The sequence below is a fragment of the Oceaniradius stylonematis genome (assembly GCF_965223445.1).
In the GTDB taxonomy this organism is placed as follows: domain Bacteria; phylum Pseudomonadota; class Alphaproteobacteria; order Rhizobiales; family Rhizobiaceae; genus Roseitalea; species Roseitalea stylonematis.
Map to the genome: position 1 here is coordinate 3,085,092 of NZ_OZ244994.1, position 17,772 is coordinate 3,102,863.

Annotated in this window: 13 protein-coding genes; 7 read left to right on the forward strand and 6 right to left on the reverse strand. The window is 65.2% G+C overall.

What is annotated here, in order from left to right; translation table 11 throughout:
* Positions 1-154: 154 nt before the first annotated feature.
* Positions 155-1,378, reverse strand: a complete 1,224-nt coding sequence (locus ACOQOU_RS15200; protein WP_306024593.1) for an ROK family transcriptional regulator — start codon at positions 1,376-1,378, stop codon at positions 155-157.
* Between the two features lie 168 nt (positions 1,379-1,546).
* Between ACOQOU_RS15200 and ACOQOU_RS15205 the strand changes: the two genes are divergently transcribed.
* The 6 genes from ACOQOU_RS15205 to ACOQOU_RS15230 all read left to right on the forward strand — a co-directional run bounded on the left by ACOQOU_RS15205 (position 1,547) and on the right by ACOQOU_RS15230 (position 6,400).
* Positions 1,547-2,578, forward strand: coding sequence for a sugar ABC transporter substrate-binding protein (locus ACOQOU_RS15205; protein ID WP_306024594.1), 1,032 nt, complete (start codon positions 1,547-1,549; stop codon positions 2,576-2,578).
* Positions 2,579-2,664: 86 nt separating this feature from the next.
* Entirely contained in the window at positions 2,665-3,723 is a 1,059-nt protein-coding gene (locus ACOQOU_RS15210; RefSeq protein ID WP_109767238.1) for an ABC transporter permease, read from the forward strand.
* Positions 3,723-4,511, forward strand: a complete 789-nt coding sequence (locus tag ACOQOU_RS15215; RefSeq protein WP_109767237.1) for an ATP-binding cassette domain-containing protein — start codon at positions 3,723-3,725, stop codon at positions 4,509-4,511. Before ACOQOU_RS15210 ends, ACOQOU_RS15215 begins: the two co-directional genes overlap by 1 nt.
* Positions 4,511-5,146 (forward strand): nucleoside/nucleotide kinase family protein, encoded by a 636-nt coding sequence (locus ACOQOU_RS15220; protein ID WP_306024595.1) that lies wholly within the window; start codon positions 4,511-4,513, stop codon positions 5,144-5,146. Before ACOQOU_RS15215 ends, ACOQOU_RS15220 begins: the two co-directional genes overlap by 1 nt.
* Positions 5,147-5,189: 43 nt before the next feature.
* A complete protein-coding gene (locus tag ACOQOU_RS15225; protein ID WP_306024596.1) occupies positions 5,190-5,504 on the forward strand; it encodes a hypothetical protein in 315 nt (104 codons plus the stop codon).
* Positions 5,486-6,400 (forward strand): aldose 1-epimerase, encoded by a 915-nt coding sequence (locus ACOQOU_RS15230; protein WP_306024597.1) that lies wholly within the window; start codon positions 5,486-5,488, stop codon positions 6,398-6,400. Before ACOQOU_RS15225 ends, ACOQOU_RS15230 begins: the two co-directional genes overlap by 19 nt.
* Positions 6,401-6,406: 6 nt before the next feature.
* Here ACOQOU_RS15230 and ACOQOU_RS15235 read toward each other — a convergent pair whose 3' ends face one another.
* The 4 genes from ACOQOU_RS15235 to ACOQOU_RS15250 all read right to left on the reverse strand — a co-directional run bounded on the left by ACOQOU_RS15235 (position 6,407) and on the right by ACOQOU_RS15250 (position 15,310).
* Positions 6,407-7,351: a tyrosine-type recombinase/integrase gene (locus tag ACOQOU_RS15235; RefSeq protein WP_306024598.1), complete on the reverse strand. Its 945-nt coding sequence runs from the start codon at positions 7,349-7,351 to the stop codon at positions 6,407-6,409.
* 147 nt (positions 7,352-7,498) lie between these two features.
* Positions 7,499-8,677 carry a porin gene (locus ACOQOU_RS15240; protein ID WP_306024599.1) on the reverse strand — a complete coding sequence of 393 codons (1,179 nt, stop codon included), beginning with the start codon at positions 8,675-8,677 and terminating at the stop codon, positions 7,499-7,501.
* A gap of 344 nt (positions 8,678-9,021) precedes the next feature.
* Positions 9,022-13,338 carry a translocation/assembly module TamB domain-containing protein gene (locus ACOQOU_RS15245; RefSeq protein WP_306024600.1) on the reverse strand — a complete coding sequence of 1,439 codons (4,317 nt, stop codon included), beginning with the start codon at positions 13,336-13,338 and terminating at the stop codon, positions 9,022-9,024.
* A 1-nt stretch (position 13,339) separates the two neighbouring features.
* Complete coding sequence (locus tag ACOQOU_RS15250) at positions 13,340-15,310, reverse strand: autotransporter assembly complex protein TamA (RefSeq protein ID WP_306024601.1); 1,971 nt, start codon at positions 15,308-15,310, stop codon at positions 13,340-13,342.
* Positions 15,311-15,516: 206 nt separating this feature from the next.
* Between ACOQOU_RS15250 and ACOQOU_RS15255 the strand changes: the two genes are divergently transcribed.
* The gene (locus ACOQOU_RS15255; RefSeq protein WP_306024602.1) at positions 15,517-16,698 is read left to right on the forward strand and encodes a porin; all 1,182 of its coding nucleotides are present in this window, start codon (positions 15,517-15,519) and stop codon (positions 16,696-16,698) included.
* 132 nt (positions 16,699-16,830) lie between these two features.
* Here the strand turns inward: ACOQOU_RS15255 and ACOQOU_RS15260 are convergent, their stop codons facing one another.
* The gene (locus tag ACOQOU_RS15260) at positions 16,831-17,727 is read right to left on the reverse strand and encodes an alpha/beta fold hydrolase (protein WP_306024603.1); all 897 of its coding nucleotides are present in this window, start codon (positions 17,725-17,727) and stop codon (positions 16,831-16,833) included.
* Between the last annotated feature and the right edge of the window lie 45 nt (positions 17,728-17,772).

Here is a 17,772-nt window from a genome sequence, read left to right on the forward strand (position 1 = left end):
ATGGAAGGCGCCATATGCCGGGCACGCGTTCCCAGCGTCAGAAAATGTCAGGATGCCTAAAAGATGTTCAGTTCTTTTGCGCCGCACAAAAAATGCACACACCGCTTCGAACCTTCCGCAGCGTGACCTTTTTTGGGAAGCGGTGCGGAGCCGGTCAGGCGGCGGCGCTGGTCCGCTGGACCAGAAACCGGTCGGAGATCGGCAGCATGGAAGCGCCGATGGCCCGTGCATTGCTGCCGACGCTGCCGCTGACGATTTCCGGCACGAGGATGCCGTTGGTGTTGCAGCTTTCGATGGCAGCGTTGATCCGTGCGGTCAGGTCGGCCCGGACCCTGGCCGGAAAAGCGCCATCGACGACAATGACGGGGAAATCGAAAACGGCGCAGACGGTGACGATCGCGTCGGCCATGCTTTGCGCCGTCCCGGCCAGCCATTGGGTCAGCTGCGGTTCAAAGCCGCTCCAGTCCTCGGTCTGGCGCCACAGATCGGCTGGATCGATGCCGGCCTCGATCAGCGACCTTTCCAGCGTGAACAAGGAGGCCGTGTCGATCAGCTGGCCGCCATTGCCACGGCGCGGATCGCGCGAGGGCAGGGGGCCGAATGCCGCCGCATTGCCCGTGGCGCCGGTCTGCAGCGCATGATTGAGCACAATGCCGCCGCCAATGAAGAAGCCGACGAAGAAATAGGCGAAGTCACGAATCTCGCGCCCGTCGCCGACCGTCAGTTCGGCCAGGCACGCGCTGGACGCATCGTTGACCAGCATGACGTCGAGGTCGGTCTGCGCCCGCGCGGCCGCGACAAGGTCGAAACCGCGCCATTGCTGCATCTGCGTCGATGGTGCGCCGACGCGGTCCAGCCAATGCCAAAGCTCGAACGGAGACGCCACGCCGATGCCGATGATCCGGTCGCGGATCGCCGGATCGAGGGTCTCGACCAGGGCCGGCAGGCTGTCGGCGAGAAAGGCCATGATGGAATCGGGCGTCGGAAAGGCATGCGTGGTGCGGATCTGCTTGCGGACGATGCCGGTGAAATCCATCAGCGACAGATCGGCGCTGCGCCGGCCGATCCTGAGGCCGACCGAAAATGCGCCATCGGGGTTCAGTGTCATCGGCGTTGAGGGCTGGCCCACCTTGCCGCGTACGCGCTGCGCGCGCATCACCAAACTGTCCTTTTCAAGCTGGCGGATGATGACCGAGATGGTTTGCGCGGACAGGCCGGTCAGCCGCGCGATCTCGGCCTTCGACAGCGCGCCATGACGGCGCAGAAGCGACAGGATCACCCGTTCGTTATGCGCCCGGACACCACTCTGGTTGGCGCCGCTGATCTGCGGTGCCGGACTGGTTGCTGGTTCTGGATTGGTGGATCGAGCGACGGTCAATGCGCCCTCCCAGCGCGCCTGGCAGGTGGGAATAGACCAAATGGGAATTAATAAATCAAGTTGATTTAATTATTGACAGGCTGGTTCGCTTGGTGTCCATTGGCCGCGCTCGTCCATTTGCCGGGCGGGAGGAAAATGTTCGGCGGCATGGCCGCCATGGGAGGAAACATGAAAAAGACGCTTCTTGCCGCATGCGCCGGCGCGCTCGCCGCCACTGCCGCTTTCACCGTGCCGGCCAGCGCCGACGATCACGCGATCGGCGCCTGCCTCATCACCAAGACCGACACCAACCCGTTCTTCGTCAAGATGCGCGAGGGCGCCACGGCCAAGGCCGAGGAACTCGGCATCGATCTCAAATCGTTCGCTGGCAAGATCGATGGCGATCATGAGACCCAGGTCCAGGCCATCGAGACCTGCATTGCCGACGGGGCCAAGGGCATCCTGATCACCGCTTCGGACACATCGTCCATCGTCTCTTCGGTACAGCAGGCGCGTGACGCGGGCCTACTTGTGATCGCGCTCGACACGCCGCTCGATCCGATCGAAGCCGCCGACGCGACGTTCGCCACCGACAACTTCCTCGCCGGCGAACTGATCGGCCAATGGGCCGCGGCAACGCTCGGCGATGCGGCCGCCGACGCCAAGATCGGCATGCTCGATCTGGCCGTCAGCCAGCCGACCGTCGGCGTTTTGCGCGACCAGGGGTTCCTGACCGGCTTCGGCATCGACGTGAAGGACCCCAGCAGATGGGGCGACGAGGACGATCCGCGCATCGTCGGCAACGATGTGACCGCCGGCAACGAGGAGGGTGGCCGCCGCGCCATGGAAAACCTGCTCGCCAAGGATCCGATGATCAATGTCGTCTACACGATCAACGAGCCGGCTGCCGCGGGCGCCTATGAAGCGCTGCGCGCGATCGGCCGCGAGAACGATGTGCTGATCGTGTCCGTCGATGGCGGCTGCCCGGGCGTCCAGAACATCGCCGACGGCGTGATCGGCGCCACCTCGCAGCAATATCCGCTGCTGATGGCATCGCTCGGCATCGAGGCGATCAAGAAATGGGCCGATGAAGGCGTCAAGCCCGAGCCGACCGAGGGCAAGGACTTCTTCGACACGGGCGTCGCGCTCGTCACCGGCGCGCCGGTCGATGGCGTCGAGTCCATCTCGGTCGAAGAGGGCATGAACCTCTGCTGGGGTTGAGCCCCGGCGACATCGGCCGTCAAAACCGCTAACATGACGGACGGGCACCGGCCCGTCCGTTTCGATCCTGCCCAGCGAGCGCCGTCATGAACCCCCAGGATTACGAAGCCGCCGCCTCGACCAGCCCGACGGAGATCGCCTCCTTTGCCGGCCGCGAGCAGACGCCGTTGCAGCGCTTCCAGCATCTGCTGCACCAGAACCCGGCCTTGGTTCCGCTGATCGTCCTGGTGCTGTCGGTCGCCGTCTTCGGCGTGCTGCTGGGCTCGAAATTTTTCTCGCCTTTCGCGCTGACGCTGATCCTGCAGCAGGTGCAGATTGTCGGCATTGTCGGCTGCGCGCAGGCGCTCGTCATCATGACCGCAGGCATCGATTTGTCGGTCGGCGCGATCATGGTCCTGTCCTCGGTCGTGATGGGCCAGTTCACGTTCCGCTACGGCCTGCCGCCTGAGGTCGCCGTTGCCTGCGGGCTGTTGTGCGGCACGCTGTGCGGCTTCATCAACGGCTTTCTCGTGGCCAAGATGAAGCTGCCGCCCTTCATCGTCACGCTCGGCATGTGGCAGATCGTGCTGGCCACAAACTTCCTTTATTCGGCCAACGAGACGATCCGCTCCCAGGAGATCGAGGCGAACGCGCCGCTGCTGCAATTCTTCGGAAACAAGATCGAGATCGGCGGCGCGATCTTCACCTATGGCGTGATCTTCATGGTGCTGCTGACGCTTCTGCTCGCCTATGTGCTGCGCCAGACGGCCTGGGGGCGACACGTCTATGCGGTCGGCGACGACAAGGAGGCGGCCGAATTGTCGGGCGTCGAGGTCGATCGCGTGCTTATCTCGGTCTACGCGCTGGCCGGATTGATCTGCGCGTTCGCCGGCTGGGCGCTGATCGGCCGCATCGGCTCGGTTTCGCCGACATCGGGCCAGCTGACCAACATTGAATCCATCACCGCCGTGGTCATTGGCGGCATCTCGCTGTTCGGAGGGCGGGGATCGATCCTGGGAATGCTGTTCGGCGCGCTGATCGTCGGTGTCTTCACGCTGGGTTTGCGCCTGATGGGCGCCGACGCGCAATGGACCTATCTCCTGATCGGCCTTCTGATCATCGCCGCCGTGACGGTCGACCAGTGGATCAGAAAGGTGTCGGTGTGATGGAACAGCGTGTCGACCCCATCCTCAAGGCCAAGGGTCTGACCAAGCGGTATGGCCGCGTGACCGCGCTCGACGATTGCGACTTCGAACTCTATCCGGGCGAGATCCTCGCTGTGATCGGCGACAATGGCGCCGGCAAGTCGACGCTGATCAAGGCCGTCTCGGGCGCCGTCGCGCCAGATGAGGGCACGGTCTGGCTCGAAGGCAAGCCGGTGCGCTTCCACTCGCCGCTCGATGCGCGCGATGCCGGCATTGAGACCGTCTACCAGACGCTGGCCATGTCGCCTGCCCTGTCGATCACCGACAACATGTTCATGGGCCGCGAACTGCGAAAACCGGGCATCATGGGCAAATGGTTCCGCCAGCTCGACCATCGGGCGATGGAAGCCTTCGCCCGCGAAAAGCTGAACGAACTGGGCCTGATGACCATCCAGAACATCAACCAGGCGGTCGAAACCCTGTCGGGCGGCCAGCGTCAGGGCGTTGCGGTCGCCCGTGCCGCCGCGTTCGGCTCCAAGGTCATCATCCTCGACGAGCCGACGGCCGCGCTTGGCGTCAAGGAAAGCCGCAAGGTGCTTGAACTGATCCAGGACGTCAAAGCGCGCGGCATTCCGATCATCCTGATCTCCCACAACATGCCGCATGTCTTCGAGGTGGCCGACCGTATCCATGTTCACCGGCTCGGGCGCCGCCTGTGCGTGATCGACCCGACAGACCATTCCATGTCCGATGCGGTCGCCTTCATGACAGGCGCCAAGGAACCGCCTGCGTCGGCGCTGGCGGCCTGATGGCCGACACGCGGCTGGACAATCTGGCCCGCGTTCTTGCCGCCGTGCGCGCCCGCCGTGTCCCAGGCCGCAGGCTGATGGTGGCGATTGCCGGCCCGCCCGGATCCGGCAAGTCGACGCTGGCCACGGAACTGGTCGGCGCGCTGAACGAAGGGGGAGGGGGCAGCGCCGCGCTGCTGCCCATGGACGGCTATCATCTCGACAACCGCATTCTCGAACAAAAGGGCCTGCTGGCGCGCAAGGGCGCGCCCGAAACCTTCGACGCGGACGGCTTTTGCCGGATGGTCGCGCTGATCCGCGGTGCCCAAGGCGACGTGGTGCACCCGGTCTTCGACCGCAAAGCCGATCTTGCAATCGCCGGCGCCGCCATCATCGCCCGATCCGTGGAGGTCGTCGTCATCGAGGGTAACTACCTGCTCCTGTGCGACGAGCCCTGGCGCGGCGCGCAGGCGCACTACGACCTGACCGTCTTCGTCGCCCCCGCCATGCCGACCCTTTCCGAGCGCCTGGTCGAACGGTGGCTTGCGCTCGGCCACGACCGCAATGCAGCGATCGGCCGGGCCGAGCGCAACGATCTGCCGAATGCCGGCCTTGTGCTCGAACAGAGCGTCGGCGCCGACATCATCCTGACATGAACCGGCCGGAACGTCCGCTTCGCCGAAGGTTGCGCGCCGGGCAATGTCATGGTTTCCTGCCGGCATGATATCGCTCGATGACATTGTCGGCATGTGCGATCTCAGCGAGGAGGAAATCCTCGCCATTGCCGAGCATGAGCACGTGCCCGAAGGCGTCGCCGCCGCCTATGGCGACTATCTGGCGCACGAGGCGCACGGCTATGAGACGATCGGGCGGATGATCATCGACGATATCCGCGTGGCGCAGGCACGCGGCGACCGCGACCATGTGCGGATGCTGCTGCATGTGCTCCACCATTTCGTCCGCAACCATCCCGAAGCCGCGCCGCATCAGCATCCATGGAGTTCGGTGGCCTGAGTATCGGCGACCCGGCCATGCTGATCGTCGAGGATGCGCGTTCAAGGATTGCCGTGCGGCCGGACATGGGCGCCGGCCTTGCCCGGTTCGACGCCCTGACCGCCGACGGCCCAAAACCGGTGCTCCGGCCGACGGCTGCCGGCGGCAATCACCCCTTCGATCTGGCCTGCAACCTGATGTTGCCGTTCGCCAACCGTATCTCCGGCGGGGGGTTCGGGTTCGACGGCTCGTTTCATCCTGTGCCGCCCAACCTGCCGGACGACGATCCCTGCCCCCTGCACGGCGATGGGCTTCAGAGGGCCTGGTCCGTCGTGGCGCACCAGGCCGACCGCATCGAACTGGCGCTCGACGAGGGAGCCATCGGCCCGTGGCGCTACTCTGCCCGGATCGAATGGCGCCTCGAAGACGGAACCCTGCACGGCACGCTGACCGCGACCAACACCGGAGCGCGTCTGCCGTTCGGCGGCGGTTTCCACCCATGGTTGCCGCGCCTTGATCGTACGACACTGTGCTTCAGGGCCAGCCATGTCTGGCTGTCGGACGCGGCCAACCTGCCGACGAAACGCATGCCAATCGCCGACAGGCCGCAATGGGATTTTTCCAAACCGTCCGCGCTGCCCGACGCTCCGATCGACAACTGCTTTGCCGGCTGGGACGGGCGGGCATGGGTCGCGCAACCGGATCTGGGGATCGATGTCACCGTCAAGGCTCCGCAAAGTATTGACCATGCGATGGTTTTTGCGCCGAGCGTGGACGCGGGCTTTTTCTGTTTCGAGCCGGTCAGCCACGCCGTCGATGCCGTCAACGTGCCCGGTCACCCGGGCATGATCGTGCTGGCGCCCGGCGACGCGATAACACTGTCGATGACGCTCGGCTGGGCGCCGCGCGACCGATGACCCGCCTCAGTCGGCGGGCGCCGGATGCCTCTTGCCGGCGCTTCTGCGACGGCCGGCGGCAGCCGCGCCGGGCATCGTTTTCCCGTTATGCTTGTGCGAATCGGGCCGTTCGTTCTTGGCGTTGACCCGGTCGAGCGCGATCACGCACTGGTCCAGATCGTCGGTGGCCAGATGCGCATAGCGCAGCGTCATCTGGATCGTCTGGTGGCCGAGAAATGTCTGCACCCGGCGCAGGTCGATGCCCGCCTGGACCAGCCGCGACGCGCAGGTGTGGCGCAGCATGTGGGGCACGAATTGCGGATCGTCCTTCAGCCCCATGTCCCGCTTCACGGCGTTCCAGTGATAGAGGAACTTCTGGTAGGCGACGCCGTGAAACGGGCCGCCGGGCTGGCGCCCCTGATCGGCCAGCGCACAGACGGCACGATCGGTCAGCGGAACGGTGCGACTCCGGCCGGATTTGGTGATCCAGAAGGTGGCACGGCCATTGTGGACATCGCCATGTTTCAGGCCGAGCGCTTCGCCGACGCGCGCGCCAGTATCGATCAGGAAAATGCACAGGTTTTTGTAGGATTTGTCGCGTTCTTCAAGTCTAGGTAGCAAAAACCGCTCTTCTTCGCGCGTCAAAAAGCGGACACGCGCGTTTTTCTCCGGCAGTCGAACATAGGATGGAAGTCGAGTAATCAGACCTGCACGCTCCGCTTTCCGAAGTATTTTGTAAAGCGCGGCCAGTTTTCTGTTGATGGTCGCGTTGGAATTTCCCTTTTTACGGTAATACGAAATCAATTGATCGACAAGTCCGTCGTCCAGTTTTTCGATAGAATTTCTCTGGATGACATCGTCAATTTCCAAAAGAAATCTGAAAACGTTTCTCTTGTGATTTCCATCTTCCCACAAGACATTGTGAAAAGACTCGTAGAACGCGAAAACCGATACATGCATATTGATCGCCAATCCCCCTCTGCAACGAGGGAATGAGCAGTTGGTCTTATTGTCAATTCCGGATCAGAAAGAAAAGACGGAATAAAAGTTCTGAAAAGAAAAACCCGGCAGTTGCCTGCCGGGTTTCTTGTAGTTGCTTGTGAAGCGTCGGAGGGACGCTTAGAACGAGCGCTCGAAGCGCACGAAGCCGCCAATTGTGTCTGCTCCGGGACCGTTTTGGTAGACAACTTCCGGCCGGAACTGGAAACCGGGAACGATGTCGTAGTCGACGTTGCCGACAACGGTCCAAAGGTCGCCGGCACCGTTGCCTTCCTGCCATTGTACCGCGGCGTTGACGGACAGGTTGTCGGTCGCCGCGTAGGAGGCACCACCTAGAACGGAGAACGTCTCAGCCGCGGCGGCGCCACGGCGCCATTCGGTATAGGCCGAAGAGTTTTCGCCATACATCAGCATGACGAATGCAGAGAACGGGTCGAAGTCCACGTCGCCACGGATCTTGCCGGCCCAGCCGCCCTGTCCTGCACCGTTGCGGGTGTCGTAGCCGATAACGCCACGAATATTGAAGGCGCCGCCATCGTAACCGGCACCGGCAACGATGTGCGGTACATAGTCGTCGATCCCCCATCCACCGATCCCGGTGGCAAACTGAACGGCATCGGGTGTTCCATCGCCGTTCGCATCAAGTGCCACTTGCGTCCACTGCGTTGTAACGCTGTTGTTGCCCTGTTCGAGCGAGATACCTGCCGAGAACGCGCCGCCAGTGAAGGTATAGCTGATCAGGTTGGTGTCGAACGGGCCGTAAGCGAATGTGTAGTTGGTTGGCGCGCCGTAGCCGGTAAATGTTGAGAAGAACGACTCGTCCTTACCGATGCGCAGGCCGGCCAGATCGATGTAGGCGAAGTTGATTTCGAATTCGCCTGCATTTTCATAGCCGGTGAACACCGGAGTGGCTGCTGCACCGGGGGCCACGACGGTAACTGTGTTGGTGTCCCGCTGCCAACGTGTTTCCACATAGGTGCGGAGCGGACCCAGTTCGGTATCGGCCCAGGTCGAAACGCGGAACGATGCGCGGGCGCGTTTGCGCCAAGTCTCGTTGCCGGTGGCGTCAGTGACGCCCGTTTGCGGCGCATCGCCAAAGCCGATGTCGTAACGGACATAGCCGTGGATGCGCAGGCAGGTTTCGGTGCCCGGGATGTAGAAGAAGCCGGTGCCGGCTGCATCGCAGACGCGGACATATTCGACAACTTCGGGCTCGGGGATGATGATGTCGGCTGCCTGTGCAGTCGACACGGCCATCATCGCCGCGGCCGAGCCAAGAAGAAGGCTCTTGATTTTCATAATTGACCTCCAGTCAAAGTTCGAAACGGGTCTGGGGTGTTCTACAGGACTGCCTGTCCCATCCCCTAACGCAGAAACAGGCAGACCCGCCCGTTTCCTGATCCGTTCATGACCCAACCCATCTGGCCGCGCAACACGCAATTGGGGTCATGCCGGCCCCGTTGCCGCTGATAGGAATGCGATGTTGCACAAATGACACGATTTTGGTCAGGAACTGTTCATCGACTTTAACAGCCGTTAACAATTCGGAAGCGGGCAGCGGGCCGCCGCGAAGACCGGAAAAAGCCGCAAAAGCCTTGCACACCAAGCGTTGCGACGCGATCTGGTCGCGACACGCCGCGCTTTCAGTAGTCGCGTTCGAAGAACAGGCCGATCGACGAATCGCCGCCCGTCGTGGCGCTGCCGCGGGCGGTCACGGAATCGGTGATGTCCAGATTGATGGATGTCTCGGCCCCGTCGGCGCCGGCCTCCACCTCCAGATAGACATTGTCGGAAAGATAACGGCCGGCGCGCACGGCCACGCCGCCCCCTTCGTCCTGGACGACGTCGAGATCGTCGACGCCGAGCGCGCCGCGCAGCCCGCCGGCCAGATCGGACCCGCCGCCGGCGAGCGAAGCGGCGGCGGCGGCCAGTTGCGCCAGTTGCGCCGGCGACAGGCTGCCAATGTCCTCGCCGAACAGGATGCGGGCCAGAATCTCGTCTTCGGGCAGGGAAGGCGAGGACGAAAGCCGCACGTCGAGGTCCGATGCCGGGCCGATGATGGTGACGAACGCCGTCAGATCGCCATTGGAGGTCTGCGCGGTCATGTTGATGAACGGATCGAGATTGCCGGTCAGCGTCACCGCGCCATTGGTGAAGTCGAGCCGCCGCGCCAGCAGGGACAGCCGTCCGCGGATCAGGTTGAAGGCGCCGACGGGCGCGAGCGCATCGAGCGGGCCGGTCACGCGGACCTGCCCGCCCAGTTCCGCGTCAAGGCCGCGGCCGCGCACGAACATCTGGCTGGGCGCATTGATGCGCACATCGAGCCTGTAGGGCGCCGACGGATCGCCGCCATCGGTGCGGGGCATCACCGAAGCGATCCGCTCCAGCGTCGCGCGCGTGCCGGCATCGGGGTCGATATGGCGCACATCGATCAGGTCGGCGTCGCCCGCAAAGGTCTCCGGCACGGTGATCTCGGCGCGGGCGATATCGACCGTGCCGGCGATCGTCGCCCCGCCGCTCAACGGTCCGGTGATGGAGAGGTCCGCGCCAAGATCGGCGGAAAAGAGTTGGCCGTCGGAATAGCGCGCACCGGCGAGCGCCAGCGTCAGATCGGCCGGCAAACCGGCGCCGAGGCCGACCGTGCCCGACAGCGTCAACCCACCGCCGCCGGCAAGGCTTGCCGATGCGTTGCGGATGACGAGGCGGTCGCCTTCGAGCCCCGCCAGCAGGTTGACGCCGGTCAGATCGATGTTGGCACCCGGATCGGTGATCCGGCCGCCGGAAATCGAGACCAGCCCGGACACGGCCGGCCGTGCCAGCGCACCGCCGATGCGGGCATCGAACCGCGCGGTGCCGGAAAGGCGCGTGCCGCGCCCGGCCAGCACGGCATTGACCAGTTCCAGCGGCGCCGCTCCCGACGCGGTGACGTCAAGGGCGCCGCCCGCCAGCGGCACGGTCCCGGAAGCGTCGATCGCCGCGCCCTGACCGTTGCGCGCCGAAAAGCCTGAAACGGCAATCCTTTGCCCGCCGAAACTCCCCGATGTCGTCACCGAGAACGGCGTGACGCCCGCCTGGCGTATCACGGTCGCCGTCAGGCCCTCGCCACCGATCGCAAACGAAGCCCGCGGATCGCCAGGCGTGCCCGTTACCTCAACGCGCCCGCTCAAGGCGCCCGCCGCGCCCAGCCCGGGCTGGACCGTGTTGGCCAGACCGGCCGGCAGACCGTTGAAGACGAGATCGAGGTCCAGCGCTTCGCCGACCGTCCCGCTCGCGGTCACGCGCCCGCCTTCGATGTCCAGCGAAAGGCTCTCTATCCGCGTCGTGCCGCCGTCGATGACGATGCGGGCCGGTGCGGCAAGCCGCGCGTCGCCATAGCGCGTATCGAGGGACAGCGTCGCAAGGCCGATCCGTGTCACATCGCCCAAAGCGGCATTGCCTTCCGTATCCAGGGCCGTCCCGTCCGCCAGCGCGACGTTGGCCTCGAAGGCGAGCGTCTCGGCACCGTTCAAGGGTCGAACTGTGGCCGTGGCGGACCGGATGACGGTGCCGCCAATGTCGACCGATCGCAGCTCCGCTTCGGCCCGGCCCGAGACGGTGCCGAAGAGATCGGAGAGCGCCGCATCGAATTTGCCGCTCATGACCGACACGCCGGCAATCGTAAGCGACCGCACCGCCGCGCTGGCCGTGACATCCTGTTCGCCTTCGCGGGCGGCCAGACCGATGTCGGCGTCCAGCCCGCCGGAAGCTTCGATGAGCGCAAGCGCGGCAAGGCCCGATACGTCGCTTGCATCGACCGTCAGGCTGCCATTGGCCAGACCATCGCCATAAGAGAGGGTTCCGGCCAGCCGCCCCGCGCCCGCCTCAAGCAGCAGATCGCGTACGGAATAAATCGCGCCGTCACGCGTGACCTGCGCCTGGACCTCGACCGGCTGGCCCGCCAGTTCGCCACTTCCGTCCAACCGTCCGGCGACGCGATCCCCGATCGCCTCGCCGGCGAAACCGACCCGCATGCCCGACACCGGCTGGCCCGCCAGGCGGCCGGCCGGCACCAGAAGCGATGCGGTGACGGCATAGGGCCGTTCGGCATCGTCCTCGGGCGGCGCATCCGATGCCGGCGCCGCGGCGCGATCGACCGCGATCTGGATGCCGGCGCTGCCGGACGAGCGCGCATCGACCAGCCCAAGATCGGCAAGCGACAGGGCGCCGCGCAGATCGGCCGTCTCGCTCGCAAGCGTTCCGCTGATTGCCAGCGACAGCTGGTCGTTGGCCGCTTCGAACGCGGAAAAAAAGAGGCCATCGGCCGTCCGGGCAACGCCGCCGCCAAGCGCCAGATCGCCGGCCAGAAGCCGGCCGGCCATGTCGTCGCCCGCCTGCAGGCCGGTCGCACCGCCATCGACGATCATGTCGAAACCGCCGCCGATCAGCGCGACCGTTCCATTGAGCGCCAGTGAGGCCGCGCCGGCCAGATCGCGCCCGGCAAGCGCCGAAAAGGGCGATAGATCGGGCGCATCCAGCACCGATGTGCCGTCGAACGCCCAGCCTTCGACGATACCGGTGCCCTCGACACGCGCCGTGTCGCCGGCAAGCGTCAGGCCGGACAGGGTGAGCGGTTCACCGGCCTGCCATTCACCGCGAACATCGACATTGACCGTGTCGCCAAGCGCCTCGGACAGTGCTGCGTCCGCAGCTTCGAGCGCGCGCGCAGCGCCCGTCAGCGCAAACGAGACCGAGCGGGCGTTCGGATCGGGCAAATCGGCAAGCGTGCCCGAGCCCCCAATGCCGACCGATCCGATCGACAGACCGGGGGTCGCCAGCGCTTCCATGTCCGCTCTGGCGGTCCAGTCGGCGCCGCCATAATCAAGCGTGATGCGGGCGCTGCCGACCGTGACATCGCCCGCGCCGGGCAGCGACACGGGGCCGCCGCCGGGGCGGGCAAGGCGGAAATCGGCACCTAACTCTGCGGGGAAAGCATCGGGCAGCAGGCGCCCGGTGACGCGACCGTTCAGTGCGCCGCTTTCGATCGTGACTTCTTCGATGCGGGTGCCGTCGTCATCATCGAGCAAAAGCCGGCCGGCCAAATCCGTGCGGTCGCCGAAGAATTCGCGCTCGCGCGCCGGCAAGATGTCAGCCAGCGGCCCGCCCAGCGAAAAGGTGAGTTCGGTCGCACCCGCCAGAAAGCCGCGGCGCGTCTCGAGCCGGCCTTCGAGGATGCGCGCGCCATCCACATCGAAGCCAAGATCGATGCCGAGTGCATCGAGCGGACCGCCGCCTGCAAGCGTCAGCGCCACGGGCGGGCGCCCCTGAAGGTTCAGCAGATTGGCGACGACACCGTCATCTGGCTCGCTCAGCAAGACCTGCAGATCGAGGTTTTCGCCTTCGAGCGTTGCGTCGAGATCAAGGCTGCCGCCCGGTCCGTCGAGCCGGTCGATGTCGAGATCGGCGGCCAGATTGCCGCCATCGAGCGAAAGGCTGCCGGCGAGCGAGAGCACCGATTGCAGGCCGAACACGGTCTCGCCAAACGATGCGCGCGGCAGGCTGAGTTCCGCGATCTGGACGGCCACCGGCAATTCGGGCACCGAGAAGCCGCCGGCTTCGGGTTCGGGCAGGCTGTCGTCGGGCAGCGGCGGCCGGACGAAATCGAGCGATGTCGCCGACAATTCGTCGATCACCAGCCGCCCGCGCAACAGCGCCGATCGCTGCCAGACGAGCCGCGGTTCCTCGATGGTCAGCCAGACGCCGTCATCGTCAGAGATGGTGATCCGCTCGAGCCGGACATCGGACGACAGCGACCCCTCGATGCCGATCAGCCTGATCTGCATGTTCGGCGCCGATATCTGCTCTTCGACGAAGCGGATGAAGCCGGAGCGTTCGGCTTCCTCATTGTCCTGCGCCAGGGCGCCCGTCAGCGTCACGCCGAGCAGCGCGACGAGAAGAATGGCGATGCGGGACAGATACGTCATGTCAGAATGCCTGCCCGATGCCGGCATAGATGGCGAACCGGCCATCGCCCGGACGCGGATTGAGCGGCGTTGCGGCATCGAGCCTGAGCGGGCCGAGCCCGGTCTTGTAGCGCAGGCCGAGACCGGCGCCGGCGAGCGGCGTCCGGTCGAAGGCGGGCAGCGAGTCGGTGCCGACCATCGCCGCGTCGATGAAACCGACCACCGAGATCGTGTCGGTAACCCCCTGCCGGATTTCCGCCGATGCCTCGATCAGCGACTTGCCGCCTGTGGTCGTGCTGTCCGCGCCGCCGATCGAGCGATAGGCGAAGCCGCGCACCGATGTGCCGCCGCCGGCGAAGTAGAGCCTGTCGGGCGGCAGGAAGGCCGGCGCGGGACCGATGATCGATCCGGCCGTGACGCGGCCGGCCAGCACCGTGCGGCCACCGTCACCCAGCGCCTGATAGGCGCGGACCTCGCCATCGAACTGAACCGCCGGATTGCCGAACTCCCATTCGTAGAAAGGCGTCGCCGATGCCGAGGCGAAAAAGCCGGCGGTCGAATCGAGCGGATCGTTGCGCGCATCATATTCAAGCCCGGCGCTGCCGCCGACGAGGCCGAGGCGGCGTTTGCCCATCGCATCCTCGAACTCGGCATAATCGACGAACAGGCTGCCCGACCAGGTCAGCCGGTTGGACTGGTAGTGAACGACGCCGACCGACGTTTCGGCGCCGGTTCGGGTATAGCTGTCCAGCACCTCGCGATCGGCGAGCGCGCTGAGCGTGATGTCGGTATCGGGCGTGAAGCGGCCGGGCAGGCCGAGCGTCGCGCCGAGCCGATAGTCGTAATTGCCGGCATTGAAACTGCCGTCGACGCCGGAGACGCCGCCCTCGATGCGCAAACGCTCGGCGCGGCCCCACAGATTGCGGTGTAGCCAGAAGGCTTCGGCGCCGAACCCGTCGAGCGTCGAATAGGTCGCGCCGGCGCCGATGCGGCGCAGCTTGCGTTCCTCGACGGTCACCGCGACGGGCAGCGTGCCGTCCTCCTCCACCTTTTCGGCAGGGTTGACGGTGGCCGCGTTGAAGACACCGAGCCGCCGCAGACGCTCGCGGGCCCGCTCCACGTCGTCGGGATCGTACTCGTCGCCGGGCAGAAGGCCGGTCTGCCGCGCAACGAAGGAGGGGATCATCCGGTCGGTTCCCTCGACGGTGACCGCGCCATAGCTGGCGCGCGGCCCCGGATCGACAACAAGACGGACCCGTAGCGTCCGGTTCGGGTGGTTGGCGACGGCCTCGCGCTCGGCGATGCGCGCTGTGGCATGGCCCTGCTGGCGCCAGCCCTCGACCGCCAATTGTCCGGCCTGGCGCACCGCACCGGCGCGCGCCGGGCTGCCAGTGGCGAATCCGGCTGTCGACGGCGCATCGACGCGATCGCGCGGATCGTCGGAGCGCGGCGGCAGATTGTCGATGGCAAGCGCAGCGAACGTGTAGACCGGACCTGGGCGGACCGAGACGGTGAACACTGCTCCGTCGGCGAAATCGTGGCCCGCCGGCAGGTCGGCCACTTCCCGTCCGTCGGCGCGGATGGAGATCGTGCCGCCATAGCGGGCCTCGTCGTAGAGCGCGGCCTGGATGCGCCGATAGTCGGCGCGTGCGCGCGACAAAAGCCCGGCGGAACCGGCGGCCGGCGCGTTTCGGCCGCCCCACAGCGCCGAGCCGGCCTTGACGGCGGCTTCCACGTCGGCGTCCGCACCCTCGACCGTGAGCGTCACGTCATAGGGTTTGGGATCGATCAGGTCGGGCGCCTCGACCGCGTTGCGGCAGTCGCCGAACAGACAAAGGCCGAACAGTTCAAGGGCACGGGCCTGGGGGACGTGGACGGTCAACGTCAGGGCGAGCGCAACCGACAGCGCGCCGGCGCGGTGCGCAGTTCCTTTCGCAGACAGTCGACCCGACCCGTTACGCAACACCTCGTGCGCGGCCCCTTTGCTCTTCATGCGGCGCCGCATCGAGCCCGCATCGCCACAGGCGGCGTATCCCCCCGCGCCGCTCACCCCGCGTACCTAGCGCGGAACATCGCCAAGCACCAGAAAACATGGCCGGAAACAAGGCAGGCCGCTCGGGTCGACGGCCCTTGGTTAACCACGCGTGAAGACGGGCTTCCCGGACCGGCGCGGTTTTCGTGGTTGACTGGAGGTCAATTATGAAAATCAAGAGCCTTCTTCTTGGCTCGGCCGCGGCGATGATGGCCGTGTCGACTGCACAGGCAGCCGACATCATCATCCCCGAGCCCGAAGTTGTCGAATATGTCCGCGTCTGCGATGCAGCCGGCACCGGCTTCTTCTACATCCCGGGCACCGAAACCTGCCTGCGCATCCACGGCTATGTCCGCTACGACCTGGGCTTTGGTGAGCTGAACCAGGTGACTGCTGCTGACGGTGAGGGCACATGGAACACGCGCGCTCGCGCTTCGTTCCGCGTCTCGACCTGGGCCGACACCGAGTACGGCCCGCTGCGGACCTACGTCGAAACCCGCTGGCAGTATGACACCAACGGTGCTCAGAACCAGCGTGTCGTCAACGGCAACAACCCGGACTGGACGCTTGGCCCGAACGGCTACCGGAACGCAGGCGAGTTCTCGATCAACTTCGCCTACATCGATCTGGCCGGCCTGCGCATCGGTAAGGACGAATCGTTCTTCACCACCTTCACCGGCTACGGCGGCGCGGTCATCAACGATACGACCGCTGGCGGTTATGGTCCGTTCGACACGAACCTGATCAGCTACACCTTCAACAGTGGCGCGTTCTCGGCTGGTGTCTCGCTCGAACAGGGCAGCAGCAACTACTTCACCGACAACACGTTCGGTGGCGTGTACGACGCTCACATCGGTTGGGGCATTGACGACTACGTGCCGCACATCGTTGCCGGTGCTGGTTACGACAGCGGTGCTTTCCAGATCCGCGGTGTTCTGGGTTACGACACGCGCAACAACGTTGTCAGCCCGCAGCTCGGCCTTCTGCGTCAGGGCGGTTGGTCCGGTAAGATCCGTGGTGACGTGTCGTTCGATCCGTTCTCGGCCTTCTTGATGGTCATGTACGGTGAAAACTCCTCGGCTTACACCACTTGGGCCAACGGCCCGGTCACGGCTGAAACGCTGTCGATCATCGGTGGTGCTTCGTTCGACTTCACCGACCAGGCAACCTTCAACACCCAGGTTCAGTGGGCCGAAGGCAACGGCATCGGTGATGAGTGGGCAGTTGCTGCCAACATCAACTACGAGATCACCGACGGCTTCATCGTCCGTCCGGAAGTTGTTTACTACAACAACAACGCCGGCAACGACGTCTTCGGCGGCACGCTGCGCTTCCAGCGCTCGTTCTGATCACCTGACATTCGTCAGTTGAAGGAAAACCCGGCAGGCAACTGCCGGGTTTTTCGTTTTGGGGATCGACCCGGCCGCAGGGCGCAATCGGCCGTCATCCGGCGCACAGAACGCAGGCGATCGGGTGTCTGCTCAGAATTTCAACTTGCCGACGAAGGCCTCGACAGGCGCCAGCGCCCCGGGTGTATGCAGCATCGGCGCGTGGCCCTGGCCCCTGACCGCCGCCGCCGTCAATGACGGGTGAATGGACCGCATGGTCCGCACCGTCTCTTCGGCCAGAAGCGATGAGTTTTCGCCGCGCAGCACCAGAACCGGCACCCGTTTGAGCCCTGCAAACTGCGGCCACATGGTCGGCAGACGTTCTCCCAGATCGATGTCGGTCAATGTGCGCACGAGCGCCGGATCGTGATCGGGTCGGATCTGGCCGTCGATCTCCCGGTAACGGCCGAAGGCTTCGAAGGCCCAGTCTGCGTCCTCAAGGGCGGTGAACGATTTGTCCATCACCGTCTTCTGGATGGCGACCGCGTCCGTCCAATCGCGCGGGCGCGGCATCTTCTTCAGATAGAGCCGGATCTGCGTCAGCCCGGCCCCCTCGATCACCGGCCCGATATCGTTAAGAATGGCGGCGCGGATGGCGCCCGGGCGCATGGCGGTCAGCAGCATGGTCACGATCCCGCCGCGTGAAGTGCCGACGAAGATCGCATGCTCGATGTTCAGTGCCGTCAGGCCGGAAACCACGTCGTCGGCTTCGGTCAGCACATTGTAGTTGCGCCAGTCCTTGTCATGGCCCGACAAGCCGCGTCCGCGGAAGTCGAACGCGTAGACTCGGCGCGGGTTTTTGGCATGGTTGGCGAAATGATGCGCAAGGCCGAGGAAGTCGCGGCTGTTGCGGCTGAGGCCGGGCAGACAGACGACCGGCGCAAGGCCGTTGTCCTTCGGCCCGACGGCGCGCACATGGATGGGCAATCCGTCGCGTGCGGAGAAGTAAAGGCTCTCGCCGGGGTCGAATGGAGGCGGAGTGAAAGGCACCGGAACGATCGTCTGGACAACGGAACTGCTCGCGCGTCTGTAGCC

Coding starts and splice junctions, on each gene's coding strand:
- ACOQOU_RS15205 (WP_306024594.1), top strand. CDS start 1,547: ATGAAAAAGACGCTTCTTGCCGCATGCGCCGGCGCGCTCGCCGCCACT.
- ACOQOU_RS15210 (WP_109767238.1), top strand. CDS start 2,665: ATGAACCCCCAGGATTACGAAGCCGCCGCCTCGACCAGCCCGACGGAG.
- ACOQOU_RS15215 (WP_109767237.1), top strand. CDS start 3,723: ATGGAACAGCGTGTCGACCCCATCCTCAAGGCCAAGGGTCTGACCAAG.
- ACOQOU_RS15220 (WP_306024595.1), top strand. CDS start 4,511: ATGGCCGACACGCGGCTGGACAATCTGGCCCGCGTTCTTGCCGCCGTG.
- ACOQOU_RS15225 (WP_306024596.1), top strand. CDS start 5,190: ATGTCATGGTTTCCTGCCGGCATGATATCGCTCGATGACATTGTCGGC.
- ACOQOU_RS15230 (WP_306024597.1), top strand. CDS start 5,486: ATGGAGTTCGGTGGCCTGAGTATCGGCGACCCGGCCATGCTGATCGTC.
- ACOQOU_RS15240 (WP_306024599.1), bottom strand. CDS start 8,677: ATGAAAATCAAGAGCCTTCTTCTTGGCTCGGCCGCGGCGATGATGGCC.
- ACOQOU_RS15245 (WP_306024600.1), bottom strand. CDS start 13,338: ATGACGTATCTGTCCCGCATCGCCATTCTTCTCGTCGCGCTGCTCGGC.
- ACOQOU_RS15250 (WP_306024601.1), bottom strand. CDS start 15,310: ATGAAGAGCAAAGGGGCCGCGCACGAGGTGTTGCGTAACGGGTCGGGT.
- ACOQOU_RS15255 (WP_306024602.1), top strand. CDS start 15,517: ATGAAAATCAAGAGCCTTCTTCTTGGCTCGGCCGCGGCGATGATGGCC.